The following is a 17697-nucleotide window of genomic DNA, read 5'->3' as shown; positions in this document are numbered from 1 at the left end:
CCTCCGTTACTCTATGCTCAAAGTTCCCATTCATCCCAATCTTCATCTTCACGTTTATGCTTCTTGCGAATCACCAATTGATCCCGATCAGGATCGTATTCCAAAGCCACGGGTTTCTTTTTCTTTTTGGCCTTCTTCTTGCCTTTGCTACGTACAGTTAACTCCTCTTCTTCCTCTTCATCCTCGTCCAGGGTGATCTTGGTGAAGATATCGCTCTTGAGGGTGAAGAGCTGATCGAAGGAAATCTCTTCTTCCTCGTGTCCTTCCTCGCTTGTCACCGGTGTAGTCTCAACCGGGGTTTCAGCGATGGATTCGGGCTCAAGGCTCGCCTCAACTTCCGGTGTGGGGATAGTGAGTTCTTCTGTTGCCGAGGGTTCTTCGGTGATCCGCTCGGCTTCAGGGACGGGCGTTGCTTCTGCCTGGGTCTCGGTCTGGGCTTCTCGTTCGCGCATACGTTCTTCCAGACGCGCCATCAGCTTATTGATTTCCTGCATGGCGCGCGGCCCAATGCCGTTGAGACGGAAAATTTCCTCTGGGCGCACTTTCATCTGCACGGCCATCTCACCCACAGTTGTATAACCGGCTTCCTGTAAGATGTAGGCCACGTGCTCGGGCAGTCCACTATCGAGAATGTTGGTCTCAAAGGCTTCGGGTGGGATTTGGGCCTTGATCTCGGCCAATTTATTACTTTCAATGGGCTTAGCGGCTGTGACTGGGGCTCCCAGGGTTACGCGACGCTCTACCCGATCCACGAAGCGGGTCAAGGCGTCGTACTCTTCGGGGGTCAGGGGGCGTCCTTCAGCCTTGCGCGCCAGCATATCCTCGATTTGGGGAATTTGATCTGCCAGTTGCTCTGCCAAGGAGGCGTAAGTGGGGTCTTTTTGAAGTTTGTGCAGTGCATCAGCAGCCGCCTCGGTCAGGCTCTTGATGTCAATACGCCAGCCAGTCAGGCGAGCGGCCAGACGAGCATTTTGTCCATCCCGACCAATGGCGAGGCTCAGTTGGTCCTCTGGAACCACAACCGTCGCGGTTTTGCCATTGGGATTTTTCTCATCCAGATACACGCCGGTTACGCGGGCCGGACTCAGGGCTTTGGCGATGAAAACGGCCGGATCCGGATTCCACTCAATGACATCAATCTTTTCATCGTGGAGTTCGCGCACAATGGCCTGAATGCGCACGCCGCGAATCCCCACGCAGGCGCCCACCGGATCCACACCGGGTTGGGTGGCGGAGACGGCGACCTTGGCGCGCTCGCCAGGTTCGCGGGCAATGGAGCGAATCTCAACGATACCGTGATAAATCTCGGGTACCTCGGTTTCCAGCAGGCGACGCAGGAAGTTCTTGTGTGTTCGCGAGAGGATGATCTGAGGCCCCCGCGGGGTGTCTTTAACCTCGGCGACCAGGGCACGTACGCGATCATGCACGCGGAAGCGCTCACCAGGGATCATCTCTTTGCGTGGCATGGTGCCCTCAGCCCGCAGTTCCAGACCGATGGTCAACCCCTGGGATGTCACCGCCTGAACGATACCGCTCACAATTTCGCCCAGTTGCTTCTGATAGTAGTCCAGCTGCATCTGGCGTTCCGCATCGCGAATGCGCTGCTGGATGACCTGACGGGCGGTTTGGGCGGCTACACGCCCAAAGTCTTTGGGGGTGCTGTCTACGATAATGGTCTGGCCGATCTCAACATTGGGATCAATCTTGCGGGCCTCTTCTAACGAGACCTCCGTGTGGGGGTCCTGTACAGTTTCCACCACTTCTTTTTCAGCCAGGATGGTCACCTTGCCTGTCTCAATATCAATTTTGGCCTCAATGTGCTGGGCCCCCGAGGCATTGACGGCCTTGCGATAGGCCGAGACCATTGCCGACTCAAGGGCCTTAATAATGACCTCTTTGGGCAATTGCTTCTCTTCAAGTACCTCGTTGAAGGCCAAAGTAAATTCGTTCTTCATGCTTGCTCGCTCTCCCAAACTCTCACTTAGCAGAATATGGACTCAAGATTGGTGCGTGTTCTATAAGCAGAAAAGTGGGACTGGCCCACTTTTCAGTGCTTGCGCTTTCTGTGGCGGCGTTGACGACCTACATTTTAACACATCCTTACAGGGGTGACAAGGGCAAAACAAGTATAATATGTACAGAGATTTGAAGGGTTACTGCGTAGAGCGGCTAGGGAAGGAACCACCCCGTGAAGTTGTGTCACTTTGTCTCGGTGTTTTTAACGGGAAGTCTGCTCTTGGGGGGATGCGGTGGAAAGGCTGAGCCGATCTCGACCGTCGAGGTGTTACCCACGTCTACCCCTACCTCACTGCCACTTCCGACCTCCACGTCTATCGTACCCACGTCCACGTTCTTCTCCACCCAGCCCCTTGCAACGCCAACCCTGCCCTTGGTTATTGCTACACCTACCTTTGCAGATATCCAGCGTTACGCGGTGATTCTGGTCAAGCCAGAAGAACGTCTTACCATTCGTGAGGGACCCGGCCTTGCGCATCGCGTTGTGGGCACTTTGTCCTACGATGCCACGGACGTATGGAAAACCGGCCGGCAGATTCAAGCGGACCATACAACCTGGGCAGAAATTGAGCGCATATCAGATGGGAGCCTGAAAGGATGGGTGAATGCGCACTTTCTGACCCAGTATGTTGCGGCCGAGAGTTTCTGCAACCCCGAAACTGAGGCTTTGGTCCGGCAATTTGAGCAGGCAATTGTTCAGGCAGATGGGCGTCTGCTGGCTTCACTGGTTAGTCCCATCCATGGGGTTGATGTCTGGCTCTGGCGAACTGGAGGGGCGATCAACTTCGATGCCGCCCATGCGCGCTGGGTTTTCCATAGCACTTACGTCCACAACTGGGGTGTGCACCCGGCTAGTGGCCAGGAGACACGGGGGGCGTTTCGGGAAGTGGTGTTGCCGGCCCTACGTGATGCCGTTGCTCCGGCGCATGAGGTACGATGTGGCGATTATTCGGTACCAGGGATTACCGAAGAGCAGGCTTGGCCTGCGCACTATCGTAACATCCACGTGTATAAAATCTATAAACCCGGGACTCCTGGCGTGGACCTGGATTGGCGTATTTGGTTGGTGGGGATTGAATATGTGGAAAATCACCCCTACCTCTTTGCGTTAATTCATTATCAATGGGAGCCGTAGCGGTTGCCGATGTTCAATAAACCTTTAGGAGAAAGGGGGCTCATGGGGCTCTACCTAGTTGACAACGTTGTTAGTCTCAATCGGAGAATGATTGGTGCTAGAAGATGGGTCAGCGTAATTCTGTTGTTCAGGGGAGCGAAAATTGATATCGCTGAAGCATTGACCAGAACGGCTGGATATTCTCAGAAGGTCTGTTGAGTAGTTGTTTTCGTTGAAGCGGGAGGAAGCATTTTATTAGGCCACTCCATCTAGAGCGCAGATCCCTTATCTCGTGGAGGCAAAACAGCAACTATGGAAAACCCTACAGATTTTCTCTGGTGGCGGGACGGTGTCATCTACCAAATCTATCCGCGCTCGTTTGCTGACAGCAACGGGGATGGTATCGGCGATCTGCCGGGCATCATGTCCCGCCTTGACTATTTGGCGGATTTGGGAATTGATGCTATCTGGCTCTCGCCCATTTATCCATCCCCTGATGTGGATTTTGGTTACGATGTGGCTGATTATCTGGCCATTGATCCACGCTTTGGTAGCATGGAGGATTTTGATCGCCTAGTAGAAGCAGCTCATCGCCGTGGTATTCGCGTGATCTTGGATTTGGTGCTCAACCACACCTCGGATCGTCATCCTTGGTTCCAGGAGTCGCGACGTTCACGGGATAATCTCTACCACGATTGGTATCTCTGGCGCGATCCGCGTCCAGGGGGGCGACCACCGAATAATTGGGCTTCTGTCTTTGGGGGAAGGGGGTGGGAATTTGAGCCTCAGCGAGGCCAATACTATTTCCATATGTTTTATAAAGAACAACCTGACTTAAACTGGCGTAATCCAGCGGTGCGCCAAGCCATGCTGGACGTGTTTCGTTTTTGGTTAGAACGGGGGGTGGACGGCTTTCGATTAGACGTTTTCAATGTCTATTTTAAGCATCCGGAGTTTCCCAATAATCCTCCTCGCCTTGGATTGCGTGCTTTTGACCGCCAGCATCACATTTTTGATATTGATCAACCCGAGATGATCCCCTTGTTGCGCGAAATCCGCGCCATCCTGGATGCGTACCCTGAACGCTATGCGGTTGGAGAGACCTTTCTAAGTACCCCTGAGAAGGCAGCCCGTTACTGTGCCCCAGGTTTGCTCCACGCCACGTTTGATTTCACTTTTTTGCATTGCCCTTGGCGACCAGAGCGTTTCCTGCGCACCATTCAAGCCTGGGAGCAGGCGCTTGGAGCAGAGGCGTGGCCTACTTACGTGCTGAACAATCATGATAATCCCCGCGCCGGAACCCGCTATGCGCGAGGTGAGGATGACGCGCGCCTCAAAGTTGCAGCCACATTGTTGCTTACCCTGCGGGGGACACCGTTTATGTACTACGGTGAAGAAATCGGGATGCGGGATATCCGCGTCTCACGGGCAGAAATTAAGGATCCCATTGGGAAGCGCTATTGGCCTTTCTACAAAGGGCGGGATGGGTGTCGTGCGCCAATGCAGTGGGATGACTCCCTCCATGCTGGATTTACCACGGGAACTCCCTGGTTGCCGGTACACCCTAATTATCGTCAACGGAATGTAGAGGCGCAGTTACAGGATGAACATTCACTGCTCAATTATTATCGGCGCCTGCTCCGCTTGCGTAAGGAAAAAGTGGCTTTACGGCGCGGGCTTTTTCAACCTCTAACCTTTGAGCCGCGTCGTCTCTTGGCTTACTTACGCCAGGATAAGTACCAGACAATCCTGGTGGCTTTGAACTTCAGTCCGCGCCCTGTGCGTCTGGCTCTGGGTGGAACGCTGCAGGTAGCGCGCTGGCGGCCACTCCTTTCCACGCGTGGGGGTGACCCTGCCGCGCCCCGCGATGGCTTCTTGGCCTTGCAAGGTAATGAAGCCATTATCCTGGAGCGAGAAGATTAAGAATGGTGGGTAAGCCTTGCCGCTGGGTTCATTCGGCGTCCAGATCTGCCTCGTGCTCACCCAGTGGTTCCAAATCAAAGGGCACGCCAACCTGTTCACCGCCTTCGCGTAGCGATTTGACCACCTCGGTTAACAGGGGAATGCCCTCACGGGCATATCGTTCGGCGTTTTCAAATTCTTTTTCGCCGTGAATGTAGATACGCTGTTCGCCCTCGGCTTTGGGAGATTCTTTAATCATGCGTATCAGGCGGTCCATGTCGGCTTTGAATTCGTCCACCGGGCGGAGAGCGTCGATACGGATGGCAGCAAAAAAGTGACCCACGTTCGCCGGCTGTCCCTCGCCTGGGCGTGCCACCTCTAGGCTGTAGGCAGCGCCTGAAAGGACGCCCGAAAGGATATCCACTACCATTGCTAGGCCGTAACCTTTGTAGCCACGCATTAAAGCGGTGCCTCCCAAGGGGAGCAATGCTCCACCCTGCAACACGGCCTTGGGGTCAGTGGTAACCTTTCCACTGGCATCAATGCCCCAGCCTTCGGGGATGGGTAACCCGGCTTTATCGTACACCGTGATCTTGCCAATAGGGACAATACTGGTAGCCATATCCAGCACGAACGGGCGTTCCTGTCCGGCGGGGGCGGCAACAGCAATCGGGTTGGTACCAAGCATGGCCTTGCGTCCGTAAGTAGGGGCTACCAGAGGTTGCGAATTGGTGAGACTGACGCCAATCATATCATGGGGTAAGGCCATCATGGCGTAATAGCCGGCAATACCGTAATGATTACTGTTGCGCACAGTGACCATTGCCATCCCAACTTCGCGCGCTTTTTCAATGCAGCGTTGCATAGCACGGTACGCTACAACCTGACCCAACCCCCGTCCACCATCCAGAAGCAAGGTGGCAGGAGTTTCCCGAATGATCTGCAGAGGGGACTTAACGTCAATCAGTCCCTTGCGAATGCGGTTACCGTAGTAAGTGTGTAGCCGAATGATCCCATGGGAGGCTACTCCCCTTAGGTCGGCGGCCAACAACACATCGGCAGCAATCAGCGCGTCCTCTGTGGGGACGCCCATGTGGGTGAAGAAACGCACCATATAATCTTTTAGTGCGTCGGCCTGAAAGAGCAAGACCCGTGGCATGGACAACCTCCAGTAAGTGAATGCGCGAGGTATTTATATATCCAGGTTTTTGACAAGCCGGGCGTGGGTCTGGATGAAGCGGGTACGTGGGGGGACAGCCTCGCCCATCAGCATGTCAAACGTGCGGTCAGCAGCGGCCGCATCTTCAATGGTCACCATCATTAGGGTGCGGTTTTGGGGATTCATGGTGGTTTCCCACAATTGCTGGGGATTCATTTCGCCCAATCCCTTGTAGCGTTGAATAGAGGCCTTTTCTGCCGGAACTCCCAGTTCTTTCAGAATTTGCTCTTTCTGGGCTTCAGTATAGGCATAGCGTACAATGTCCTTGTAGGCGATCCGATAGAGCGGGGGTTGCGCAATGAACAGGTGACCGTTCTCGATGAGGGGTTGCATGTAGCGGAAGAAGAAGGTCAGCAGCAGGGTGCGAATATGGCTGCCGTCTACATCCGCATCGGTCATCACAATTACCCGCCCGTAGCGCAGGTTGTTCAGGTCGAAAGACTCGCCGATCCCGGTGCCCAGTGCGGACACCAGAGCCTTTACTTCATTGTTTGACAGAATTTTGTCCAAGCGGGCCCGTTCCGTGTTAAGGATCTTGCCGCGCAGTGGCAGGATGGCTTGAAAGTGGCGATCGCGACCTTGCTTGGCGGAGCCACCCGCGCTATCGCCCTCCACAATGAACAACTCGGTCTTCTGCGGATCACGCTCAGAACAATCTGCCAGTTTACCGGGCAGAGTCAGACTTTCCAGGGCTGACTTGCGAATAACCAGATCGCGGGCTTTGCGAGCAGCGTCTCGGGCTCGGGCTGAAGTCAGGCATTTCTGGATGATGGCTTTGGCAGCAGCCGGATTCTCCTCCAGAAAGGCCGTGAGCGCTTCTCCCACCACCTGCTGTACGTAGGTCTGTACCTCTGGATTCATCAATTTGACTTTAGTCTGGCTTTCGAACTGCGGGTCAGGATGCTTGATGCTGACAATGGCGGTCATGCCCTCGCGGGTGTCGTCGCCAGTGAAATTGGGATCGGAGTCCTTGAGTAGCCCGTTGCGGCGAGCATAGTCGTTGAGCACCCGCGTCACTGCTGTGCGCAGTCCGGTAAGATGGGTGCCGCCATCCACGGTGTTGATCGTGTTGGCAAAGGAGTAGACCGACTCGGCGTAAGCATCTGTGTACTGGATGGCAACCTCAATGCCAATGTTCTCCACCTCCTTCTCAACGTAAAAGACGGGGTGTAGCACCTCGCGATTGCGGTTAAGGTAGCGCACAAAGGAAATAATTCCACCCTCAAAGTAGAATGTCATCTCGCGCTGGGTGCGCTCGTCCACCAGACGGATTTCGACCTTGCGGGTGACGAAGGCCATCTCCCGAAAACGTTGCACCAGAGTTTCGAACTTGTAATCTAGGTCTCCCTTGAATATCTCGCGATCGAACTTGAAGGTGGTGATGGTACCCGTGTCTTCGGGATCGCAAACGCCAATGACTTTGACCGGCTCAAGCGGTACACCCCGCTCATAGCGCTGGAAGTAAATCTTCCCCTCGCGCTTGACCCGCACTTCACACCATTCGGAGAGGGCATTGACTGCCGAGACGCCCACTCCATGTAATCCTCCCGAGACCTTGTAACTGGAATGTCCAAACTTTCCGCCTGCATGCAAGGTGGTCATAACCACCTCTAGGGCAGATTTCTTCTTCTCGGGGTGGATATCCACCGGAATACCCCGCCCGTTATCTTGAACGGTAACGCTGCTATCGGGGTGGATAGTGACAACAATGCGATTGCACGCCCCTGCCAGCGCTTCGTCAATAGAATTATCCACGACCTCATACACGAGGTGGTGGAGTGCTTTAAGATCTGTGCCGCCAACATACATGCCGGGACGACGGCGGACTGCCTCAAGTCCCTCCAAAACTTGAATGTCCTTGGCTCCGTAACTCGTCGTTGCATTCATCTGTGCCACAATTACCTCCAAATAACTTGCACAGCCTCTGCCCGCCTCATTGGCTTTTGTTGGCAGCGAGATGGGTGGCCGTGCGCTGAACTAAAAATTCCATCCACTTGATGCCATTACGATAATAAACGAAACTGGCTGCCAGGATAGCAGAGTAAACGAAGGCATGTCCCAAAATACCTACAAGGGCCAGCCAAGAGTCGGCTGGGGCGGAGCGCCAGAGCAAATCCAGCCCTTGCCCCAGGATCAAGGCCATCAGAATAAAAATGGGCAGGCCGGGTAGGAAGGGCTGAGTCAATACCATACTCTTGAGAGCAGCCTGGATGGGGTTGAGATCTAGAGCAAAGATTCCATGTGGCGTAAAGATCAGAGGAAATAAAATCATAATCATTACTAGCGCAACGATGAAAAAGGCCACATTCCCTAAACCGGGCAGGAGCCACGCGATGAGCGCGAGCAACAGAAAGGCTGGCACGCTCAAGATGGCTAGGACGAGGTAGAAAAGCACGCAAAACGCTAGAGCCGAAGGAACCTGATGCCCAAAGAAGCGATTGAGATCAAAGCGGGGCGCTTCTGCTGTGGCGTTGGCTAAGAGGGCAAAGTACAGACAGCCTAGGGTAAAACCCAAAACTAGTAGCAGGCCCCCTACACCGAGTAGTTCTCCCAGGTTTGTCAATTGCAGATTGCGGGCTACTCCCAAAGGGGTAGCGTTGTCCGAAAGGCCACCAAATAGACTGGGCACCCCGATGGGAAATGTTCTGAGCAAACCCATCACGTTGGTCTCTTTTAGCAAGGTTTCCCAAGCCTGTGCAAACAATATGGACGTAGTTGGATTGCCGTAGCGTTCAAGTGATGTGATCATCGCCTGAATGGAGGGCATAAAAAGCCACTCTACCCTCAGACGAGGAGCAAACCACAACAAAAGATCCACGCCTACCGGAAGCAAGATCAAGTAAAGGTGGTTAGCTACTGCGTTGAAGCCAGCAACAAAAGCCGCCACGATGTTTGGCGGTTGCTCGCGTCCCGATTCAGAAGAAATAGCCATACATATTACATTTTACCACAGGCCATAATCCAGCCTCGAAATGAAAATATTGTGGAACCGTTTTATTTGTCTGCCCTTCCTGAATCTTGCGTGCTATAATGAAGGCGTGATTTCTTGCGGTTTTGTGATTGAGCGATGTCCGAGAGTGTTTTGGTTTTGAATGCTAACTTTGAGCCCATCAACGTGTGCAACCTCCAGCGCGCTATTGGTCTGATCCTGACCAACCGGGCGACGCTTGTCTTGAATGGCCGTGGGGAGATTCATACTGTTAATCAGGTGTTCCCGCGCCCCTCAATCATCCGATTGCAGCACATGGTGCATCGCCCCCGCCCCAGGGTCAAACTGACCCGGCGTGAGGTTTTCCGGCGAGATAATTACACCTGTCAATATTGCGGTCGGCGCACGAATGATCTCACAGTGGATCATGTGATTCCCCGTCACCTAGGGGGTCGGCATATCTGGACCAATGTGGTCACCGCCTGTGCAGCTTGTAATCACCGCAAGGGTGGGCGCACGCTAGCCGAGGCGGGCATGACGCTCTTACGTCAGCCGACCGAGCCACCTAATACCGCGCTTTACATCTTTGGGCGCCATCTCAGTGAATATGCAGAGTGGGCTCCGTTCCTCTCTGGCTGGTAATCCCCTTATACGACTATTTGCATCAGATCGCGTGCTAGTGAGACCGGGCCGGTGAAGGCCTGGCGTGCACGTGCCACCCACACTTCAGGCTGGGTAAGGGGTGGGGTGTGGATGAGATAGAGTGTTCCCACCTGAGCCTGGGCAGCGATGTGCCCGGCCTGTTCAGGGGAGGTATGACCGGGTCCTTCACCGGTGGCTTCGTGCAGAAGGACATCAACCCCCTGAGCCAATTGCACCACGGACTCACAGGGCTCGGTGTCGCTCGAATAGGCAATGCTTCCACTCGCCAGTTCAATGCGTAGCCCCAAGGTGGGCAGGAAGTGCCTGACTGGTGCTGCATAGACCCTCCAGAGGGGCGTGTGGATAAAGCAGGTCTGTTCTTGTTCAGTCACGCTAATATATTCCACCGGATAAAACCCCGGCCACTTTTCCCACTCATAGAGTTGCATCATGGCTTGCAAACGTTCCATGGCGTGAGCCGGTCCGTAAACTTTGAGCGGATCTTGTCGCCCCAGGAGCCACAGGTCCATTAGTAGCAGAGGCACACCCGAAACGTGGTCGGGGTGGAAGTGTGTGATGATCAGGCTGTTGATCTGGCGCCAGGAGAGGCCCGCGCGCATCAAGCGGGCAATGGGGCTGCCAGGGGCATCGATCAACAGAATCTGATCTTCTTCAACAACTGCCAGATGGGTATTTTCGCGATGTTCATCGGCGATCGCATAGGCTGAACCCAGAATGACAATGCGTCCCATGAGTGAAATCTCCTTCCCTGCTTGTTTGGGCACTGCTCCTAGCGAATGCTACTGAAAAAGCAGATAGCGTACGATTTGAGGAGTAATCCATGTTTCAATCGCAGCTGCTAGTACAAGTAGCGGGATTCCCATACCCAGCATGATTTTGAACCATCGTGCTATGCCGGCTAACAGGGCCTCGCTGAATGTTTTACCACGCTGGGGGGTGATCATCCCTAAGCCGATTTCCAGAGTGGCAGTAGTGGCCAACCACAGTGCCGGAACTTCAAGGAGCCCATGGGGTAGAATGGCGGCTACGATGAATAGAAAGGGTGGAACACCATTGTTGCTTAGTGCCTGGGTTAAGAAGCCCACAGCCCCCATGGTGGTGAGCATGGGAAGCACACCCAGCACACCAAACGAGAAACTGCCCAGGATCATTCCCAAGAACAAAGCACGTAGGTTTTGCCCGAGGATCGTGGTGAAGGTATAAGACGAACCCATTGGCCAGAGGGTAGTCCATTGGGAGAGGCGTTGATTCGTTTGGACTTCACTGAGATCGAGTTGCAAAGGGAAGCGTTGGGCCAGGTGGACGCCCAGGCCCAGTCCAACCAGAGCCAGTGTTGCGGCTATCAGCAGCGTCCAGCGCATCTCCACCAGGGTGCGTGGGATTTCCTCTTTGTACCATGAGAGCATACTGCGCGCCTCACCGCGGAAGTGGCGCACAAAAGTGCGCCAGCCCCAGGCCAGATCCAAGGTATCCAATTCACGCCCCAGGAGTTCCTCGCGCTGGAAGTGGGCTAATCCTACCCGCACCAACAAGATCGCCAGCACCAACAAACCGAAAACTGCCCACCACAGGATCGCGTTTTGCCGCCCCCAGAACATGATAGCGGTTTCTCCCTGGATGAGGAGAGCCATGGGGATCACGATAAAACTAGCCAGTAGGTTGGCAGCACGCACAGAAGTTGCCTGACTAGATGCCACTACTGCCCCACTGACCATGACCAGCGCATGAAAGAAGGTCAGGCTGAACACCTGGAGCACCACTTCCAGTGGCGGCAGGGTCACTCGATTGAGCGCCAAGCCCAGCGTATACACCCCCATGCCGAGGAAGGCAGCCAACAAGGGTAACACCATTGAGGAAACCAGTTTACCCGCATAAAGTTGCCAGTCTTCGAGTGGCGCACTAAGTAGAGGTTCAATGCTCCCGCGTTCCTTCTCGCCAACGAAACTTTCCAGTGCGATTACCAGTGAGATAGAGATGGGGAAAAACCCCACCACAAGCATCAGGAAGGGGACCATGCGTTCCCCGACCAATTCGGCCCCATATCGGCGGACGAAATCAAGCATTTGTTGGGCAAAAAAGTTCATTAGGAAGGGAAAGAACGCCGTGAGGAAGAGGATGGGCGCCAGGATGCGCCAATCGCGAAATTGGTCGCGAATCTCTCGCCGGGCAATGATCCAAATGGGTTGCAGGGCTTCAGGCCATTGCATTGGGTTCCTCTACTGTCATAGCACGCAAGTAGGCCTCCTCTAGGCTACGCGGTAACTCGCTAAAAGTGAGGAGGGGAATATTGGCGGCGGTTAACACGCCCAAGAGAAGGGGGTTGGTCTGGTGTGGGTCCCCAATGCGTAAATGAATCCAGTCAGACCCGCGATCAACAATCTCAACATCTGAGGGCAGGGGAGGAAGAGAGCCATCCCAAGGCTGGGCAAGGCGGATTTCATACAGAGGGGTCCCTAGCAGGTGGTGCTTGAGAGCCTCGGGGGTATCGTTAAAAAGGATACGACCCCGCCGAATAATGGCGATACGATCCGCTAATGTTTCGGCCTCAGTCAGGTTGTGCGTGCAGAGGACAATGGTGTGCTGGGCCGCGCGTAAACTGCGAATCGTTTCGCGCACGATGCGCGCATTCTCGGGGTCCATGGCTGAGGTGGGTTCGTCCAGCAGTAAGACCGGAGGCGAATGAAGAAGCGCACGTACCAGGGCGAGTTTCTGACGCATGCCCTTAGAGTATTCGCCGATGCGGCGTCGCGCAGCTGCGGCCAGTCCAAACTGTTCCAGTAAAGCGTGCACGCGCTGGTGGCCGTCTTCTCCCCTCAGGCCATACAGTTCAGCAAAGAAGAGCAGGTATTCCTCGCCGCTCATCCGCGCATAAAGCCCGTGGTGCTCGGTCAACACGCCGACGTGAGCACGCACTTTCTGAGGATGTTGAACTACATCGAACCCAGCCACCCACGCCCGACCGCGTGTGGGACGTAAAACTGAGGTCAGCAGGCGCACGGTCGTGGTCTTGCCGGCACCATTAGGGCCCAGCAACGCCAGCACTTCACCGGCCTCGACGCGAAGATTAACACCATCGACAGCGATGAAGTCACCAAAGGCTTTGCTCAGATCCTCAGTCTGTATCATTCCCCCGTTCCTGTTCGCTCAAACTGTCGGCTGAGAGACTTGCGCCTGGGGGCGATGACGAAGGAATAGAGCCAGAGCCGCTGCCAAGGCTACCACGGCCATCAGGGTTTGGTTGATGTTCAGTCCTGCCACGGGTGAGGGATCGAGGCGCAGAAATTCTAGCAGGAAACGCCCGATGGGGTAGACAATCAAATACACCAGGAATAGATCGCCGGGTTTACGCTGGGTGGGGAAGCGGCGCTCCACCCACAGGATGATGGCGATGTTCATCGCGTTCCACAGCCCCTCGTAGGCGAAGAGGGGGTGATAGTAGGCTTGGTCTGCGAACTCAGGCAGACGATGAACCGGGTCAATGTAAATAGCCCAGGGGAGGTTGGTGGGCATCCCGTAGAGTTCCTGGTTAAAGAAGTTGCCGAAGCGTCCGATGATCTGAGCCAGTGCCAGGCCGGGGGCAATAATATCTACCCATCTGGCGAAGGACATATTGTGTTTGCGCGTGTAAAGGTAGAGCGCCAGCGCCCCACCGATGACAGCGCCCGGAATTCCCAGACCGCCATGCCAGATTGCGATAGCATCCAGTGGGTGAGTCAGGTAATACCAGGTGGTAATTCCTTGTTTGACCAGAGAGGCTGGGGGGGTCAGGATGTGCCACAGGCGCGCACCGATGACCCCGGCGATGAACACCCAAAACAACATGTCCCACGCAGCATCGGGGTTTTCTCCGTAGCGACGGGCACGCCGACTGGCCCACCAAGTAGCCAACATGGCCCCACCAACGATCAAGAGCCCATAAAAGCGGATGGTGATCGGACCAATATTAAAACCGGAAGGCATGGGAATTTACTCCTGAGAGGAAGTGGGAGGATTGATAGAAGCAGAGGGTAAGGCCTGGCGAAACACGATCCACAGGCGTTGAATAGCGGTGAAATTGGCCAGAATGGCAATAGCCCATATGGCGATCAGGGGGCGATTGAGAAGGAGGCATGGGACGAGGATTAAAAAGCGTTCCACCCGCGTCAGCAGCCCGCCTTCCACCCGAAACCCCTGGGCTTCGCCGCGCGCCTTGGTGTAAGACACCATGAGGGAGCCACCGGCGGCCAGGTAAATTAAGATAATGGGTATGGAACTTTCTTGAGACAAATAATAAACCAAAAGCCCACCCCAAACAAGCAGTTCGGAATAGCGATCTACCACCGAATCCAAGACACCGCCAAAGGGGGTTGGCACACCCCGCAAACGTGCCAGAGCGCCGTCCAGGGCGTCCAGCGGCCAGATGAACAACAGCAACCATCCTGCCCACGTGATTCGGCCCTGAGCCAACCATACGGCTGCCACCCCATTCCCGGCTAACCCCAGCAGAGTCACAGCATTAGGGGTCACGCCCAAGCGGGCCAGTCCGCGTGCCAGTCGTTCCAGCAAGGGTCTGAAGCGTTGGCGCAAAAGGGCAGTTAGCGTTTTTGGGGAGCTCTCGGAAGCCTTAGGGGTCACCACGGATTTCTCCTTCCTGCCAGGCCATGTTGTCCCAAATGCTATCCCAGCGGAGGGAAAAAGTCAAGTTTGCATTTCAAACCAGCGCAGCAATTAGGGGATTTCTGCGTTGGTGTCGGTGCCGTGTTCCCCGCCATCTTCTGGTGGAATCAACACCTCGCGCTCGCGCCCTCCACCCTGGGCTGGTCCGACAATACCCATGGCTTCCAGTTCATCCAGAAGCCGGGCAGCCCGTGGGTAGCCAATGCGCAGACGGCGCTGCAAGAGCGAGGCGCTGGCCCGCTGGGCGCGTCGCACCAGTGCAATGGCCTGCTCCAGCAAGTCATCGTCCTCGTTCTCCTCTTCCTGCAAGAGGGTTTCCCAGGGTGCTTCTTCGGGCTCGCTAGCCAGGCGATGCCAGTAGGCCACGACGCGATTGATCTCCGAGTCCTTGAGGATGACCCCCTGGGCCCGGATGGGGCTGCCAACCTCAGGGTTCAGGAACAACATGTCCCCACGTCCCAGCAGGGCCTCGGCGCCATTGGTATCCAGGATCACGCGCGAGTCAACTGAGGAGGCCACGGCAAAGGCAATACGAGCCGGAAAGTTTGCCTTGATCAGCCCAGTCAGTACGTCGGTGCTGGGGCGCTGCGTGGCAATCACCAGGTGGATGCCGGTTGCGCGGGCCATCTGAGCCAAACGCACCAGGTTGTGTTCAGTCTGGTCAGGGGCTGACATCATCAAGTCGGCCAGTTCATCAATAATGATGACGATGCGGGGTAAACCGGGTTGATTCTTGCGCGCTTGTTTAGCGTTGTAGGCGTTCAGATCGCGAGCATGAGCGGTTTCAAACTGGCGGTAACGCTGATCCATCTCGCTTAATGCCCAGCGCAACATGGCCAGCATACGCTCGGTTTCGGTCTCAACCCGTCCTAGGATGTGGGGCAGTCCATCAAAACGCGCCAATTCCACCATTTTGGGGTCCATAATGGCAAGGCGCAGTTGTTCGGGGGTGTTATTCATCACTAAGCAGGTAATCAGGCTGGCCAGGCAAACCGATTTTCCTGAGCCGGTGGTACCAGCGATCAACAAATGCGGCATACGCTCTAGGTCAGCCACAACAGGCTGGCCGGAGACATCTCGCCCTAGCGCCAGGGCCAGGGGAGAACGCAGCTGTTGGAAAGCTTCGGATTCGAGGATCGGGCGGAGGCGCACCGGGGTTGTGGTCGTATTGGGCACTTCGATGCCCACATAAGAATGGCCTGGCACGGGGGCTTCAATGCGCAGGCGTTCGGCCGCCAGTGCCAGGGTTAAATCACGGCTCAGGGCCGAGATTTGCGAGACGCGCACTTTCTGACGCATGGGTTGACCATCTGGCCCAGGGCGCTCAATATAACCTGGCTCCACGGCAAATTGGGTCACGGTTGGGCCACGCCGGTAGCCCACCACCTGAGCCGGGATGCCGAACTCCGCCAGAGTCTGCTCGATTTTGTGGGCCACCGCCAGAATACGCTCTTCATCAATCCCGTTGGTCTCTTCCTGAGTGAGCAGGCTTAAGGGGGGGAGGCGCGGATCTCGAGTGGTGCTGACAATAGGCACCGGAATACCGCCAGTGCTCGGTGAAGGGGAAGAAGAAGCGTCTCCTGCAGGTGAGGGCGGGTGGGGTAGCATCACGGAGGGGGGAGTAGGCTGAGACAAGCGCTGACGCTCCTGCTCCATCCAGGCCCTAAGGGCCACAATGACCCGTTTCCATAGTCCCAGCCCCATCAGAACTAGTCCCACCCACACAATGAACCAGAGCAAAGCGTTGAGTGGAGCAGGGAGCAAACGAGCGGTGAGGGTGCCAAGCCCCCAGCCGATGATCCCACCATCCAGGCCGGCTTCAGCGCGCTCCAGGTTGAGCCCCTCCATAGTGGCCAGCCAGGCCATCCAGGCAAACAGTGCCCCTTCCAGGGCCAAGGTGCGTTTCAGAAGTCTGGTCAGCGCAGCGTTTGTCTCGGCACGCAATACCCATACCCCCAAATAACCCAGAAAGAGAATCAGTCCATAGCCTCCCAGGCCAAAGCCGCGTTTGAGCAGCAATCCCCAAGGTGTGATGAGACTGCCATGACTGAGGGAGGTCATGCCGATTAGGCTGAGCGTAGCCAAGACAAGCAGCCCCAGACCTAGCGCATCGCGCCCAAAACGGTCCAGATAGGCCATGGCTTGGCTCAGCCAGCCAAGCCAGGAGGCCGGGCGCGTTTGCTTGGGTGGAATTGAGGGTGAAGATCCCGGACGCGACTCAGGACGCGAGCGAGAGGTAAGGCTCATTCAATACACACAAAACCCAAACCCAGACGGCGGCGGTCTACATCAATGTGCAGAATACGCACTTGAACTGCCTGGCCTATTTGGAGGAAGTGATCGAGGGATTTTACACCGGCGGGGAGATCTATCGAGGACACGTGAATCAAGCCTTCCACACCCTCCTCCAGGCGGGCAAAGGCCCCATAGGGCGCAACAGCGGTGATCCGGGCTGGGACAATATCTCCTGGTTTGTAGCGCGCTGCCAGCGTCAGCCAGGGGTTGGGTGTCAGGCGTTTTAGGCTCAGGGCAATGCGCGCATTTTCTTCAGAAACCTGTAAAACCATAACCCGTACGTCATCCCCTACCTGGACGATATCACGGGGGTGTTGCACGCGCCCCCACGAGAGCTCAGAAACGTGAATTAGCCCTTCAACCCCCCCTAGATCCACAAAAACGCCGAAGTCCGTAATGTTGGTCACACGCCCGTTGATAACCGTACCTTCTTTGAGGGTATCGAAGAGAGCACGCCGGCGCCCCTCTCCTGCCAGAGCGGCCCGCTCCGAAAGCACGACGCGGTTCTGAGTCGGTTCGCACTCGATCACCTTCAGGCGTAAGGTGCGATTCAAGTAGGCTGAGAGTGCAGCGCGACGTTTTTCCCCTTCTAGGTTACCGTTGATTTCAACTAGATGCGAGATGGGCACAAACCCCTGGATACGTTCACCCTGCACCAGCAGGCCCCCTCGGTTAAAACCATAAACGCGTAGAGTCAGCACCTCGTCATTCTCAAATACCTGCTGCACGTATTGCCAATCCGTTTCGCACAGATCGGCCTGAAGCATGGGACGGAGCTCATACGTGCGGCAGTCGGGCATGATGGCTGCCTCGTTAGACAATACAGAAGCCCACCACCCTTCATCCAATGGCTCAGGTGATGTTACGTTGGTCGTTGAGACCATACGCTTGGTGACCATACAT

Annotated in this window: 14 protein-coding genes; 3 read left to right on the top strand and 11 right to left on the bottom strand. The window is 55.6% G+C overall.

From position 1 onward, the window contains the following. Window positions 1–17 precede the first annotated feature (17 nt). Window positions 18–1955 (bottom strand): transcription termination factor NusA, encoded by a 1938-nt coding sequence (gene nusA / locus Q0721_RS02715; protein ID WP_299025040.1) that lies wholly within the window; start codon window positions 1953–1955, stop codon window positions 18–20. A gap of 233 nt (window positions 1956–2188) precedes the next feature. Here nusA and Q0721_RS02710 point away from each other — a divergent pair, with 233 nt between their 5' ends. Both Q0721_RS02710 and Q0721_RS02705 read left to right on the top strand, forming a co-directional pair. Then, window positions 2189–3151, top strand: coding sequence for a hypothetical protein (locus Q0721_RS02710; RefSeq protein ID WP_299025039.1), 963 nt, complete (start codon window positions 2189–2191; stop codon window positions 3149–3151). A 291-nt stretch (window positions 3152–3442) separates the two neighbouring features. Further along, entirely contained in the window at window positions 3443–5053 is a 1611-nt protein-coding gene (locus Q0721_RS02705; protein WP_299025038.1) for an alpha-glucosidase, read from the top strand. Window positions 5054–5081: 28 nt separating this feature from the next. Here Q0721_RS02705 and Q0721_RS02700 read toward each other — a convergent pair whose 3' ends face one another. From Q0721_RS02700 to Q0721_RS02690, 3 genes are read right to left on the bottom strand one after another with little or no spacing between them, the layout of a single operon-like run. Further along, window positions 5082–6191 (bottom strand): Ldh family oxidoreductase, encoded by a 1110-nt coding sequence (locus tag Q0721_RS02700; protein ID WP_299025036.1) that lies wholly within the window; start codon window positions 6189–6191, stop codon window positions 5082–5084. 33 nt (window positions 6192–6224) lie between these two features. Beyond that, window positions 6225–8138, bottom strand: a complete 1914-nt coding sequence (gene gyrB, locus Q0721_RS02695) for a DNA topoisomerase (ATP-hydrolyzing) subunit B (RefSeq protein WP_299025159.1) — start codon at window positions 8136–8138, stop codon at window positions 6225–6227. A gap of 46 nt (window positions 8139–8184) precedes the next feature. After that, complete coding sequence (locus tag Q0721_RS02690) at window positions 8185–9183, bottom strand: hypothetical protein (RefSeq protein ID WP_299025034.1); 999 nt, start codon at window positions 9181–9183, stop codon at window positions 8185–8187. Between the two features lie 135 nt (window positions 9184–9318). On the opposite strand from Q0721_RS02690, the gene Q0721_RS02685 reads away from it, so the two are divergent. Then, window positions 9319–9822: an HNH endonuclease gene (locus Q0721_RS02685; RefSeq protein ID WP_299025032.1), complete on the top strand. Its 504-nt coding sequence runs from the start codon at window positions 9319–9321 to the stop codon at window positions 9820–9822. Window positions 9823–9827: 5 nt separating this feature from the next. Here Q0721_RS02685 and Q0721_RS02680 read toward each other — a convergent pair whose 3' ends face one another. The 7 genes from Q0721_RS02680 to Q0721_RS02650 form a co-directional block, all read right to left on the bottom strand. Next, window positions 9828–10574, bottom strand: a complete 747-nt coding sequence (locus Q0721_RS02680; protein WP_299025030.1) for an MBL fold metallo-hydrolase — start codon at window positions 10572–10574, stop codon at window positions 9828–9830. A 48-nt stretch (window positions 10575–10622) separates the two neighbouring features. Then, a complete protein-coding gene (locus Q0721_RS02675) occupies window positions 10623–12050 on the bottom strand; it encodes a stage II sporulation protein M (protein WP_299025028.1) in 1428 nt (475 codons plus the stop codon). Beyond that, window positions 12037–12969 carry an ABC transporter ATP-binding protein gene (locus Q0721_RS02670; RefSeq protein ID WP_299025026.1) on the bottom strand — a complete coding sequence of 311 codons (933 nt, stop codon included), beginning with the start codon at window positions 12967–12969 and terminating at the stop codon, window positions 12037–12039. Before Q0721_RS02670 ends, Q0721_RS02675 begins: the two co-directional genes overlap by 14 nt. Window positions 12970–12987: 18 nt before the next feature. After that, the gene (lgt, locus tag Q0721_RS02665; protein WP_299025024.1) at window positions 12988–13803 is read right to left on the bottom strand and encodes a prolipoprotein diacylglyceryl transferase; all 816 of its coding nucleotides are present in this window, start codon (window positions 13801–13803) and stop codon (window positions 12988–12990) included. Window positions 13804–13809: 6 nt separating this feature from the next. After that, window positions 13810–14460, bottom strand: coding sequence for a CDP-alcohol phosphatidyltransferase family protein (locus Q0721_RS02660; protein WP_299025021.1), 651 nt, complete (start codon window positions 14458–14460; stop codon window positions 13810–13812). 90 nt (window positions 14461–14550) lie between these two features. Continuing rightward, complete coding sequence (locus Q0721_RS02655; protein ID WP_299025019.1) at window positions 14551–16746, bottom strand: DNA translocase FtsK; 2196 nt, start codon at window positions 16744–16746, stop codon at window positions 14551–14553. Next, window positions 16743–17693: a S1 RNA-binding domain-containing protein gene (locus tag Q0721_RS02650; protein ID WP_299025017.1), complete on the bottom strand. Its 951-nt coding sequence runs from the start codon at window positions 17691–17693 to the stop codon at window positions 16743–16745. The genes Q0721_RS02655 and Q0721_RS02650 overlap by 4 nt, the downstream gene beginning before the upstream one ends. Window positions 17694–17697 lie beyond the last annotated feature (4 nt).

It is taken from the genome of uncultured Thermanaerothrix sp., from assembly GCF_938028735.1.
Lineage (GTDB): Bacteria > Chloroflexota > Anaerolineae > Anaerolineales > Anaerolineaceae > Thermanaerothrix.
The sequence above is the reverse complement of the archived record's forward strand: the minus strand, read 5'-3'. Positions and strand labels throughout refer to the sequence as shown.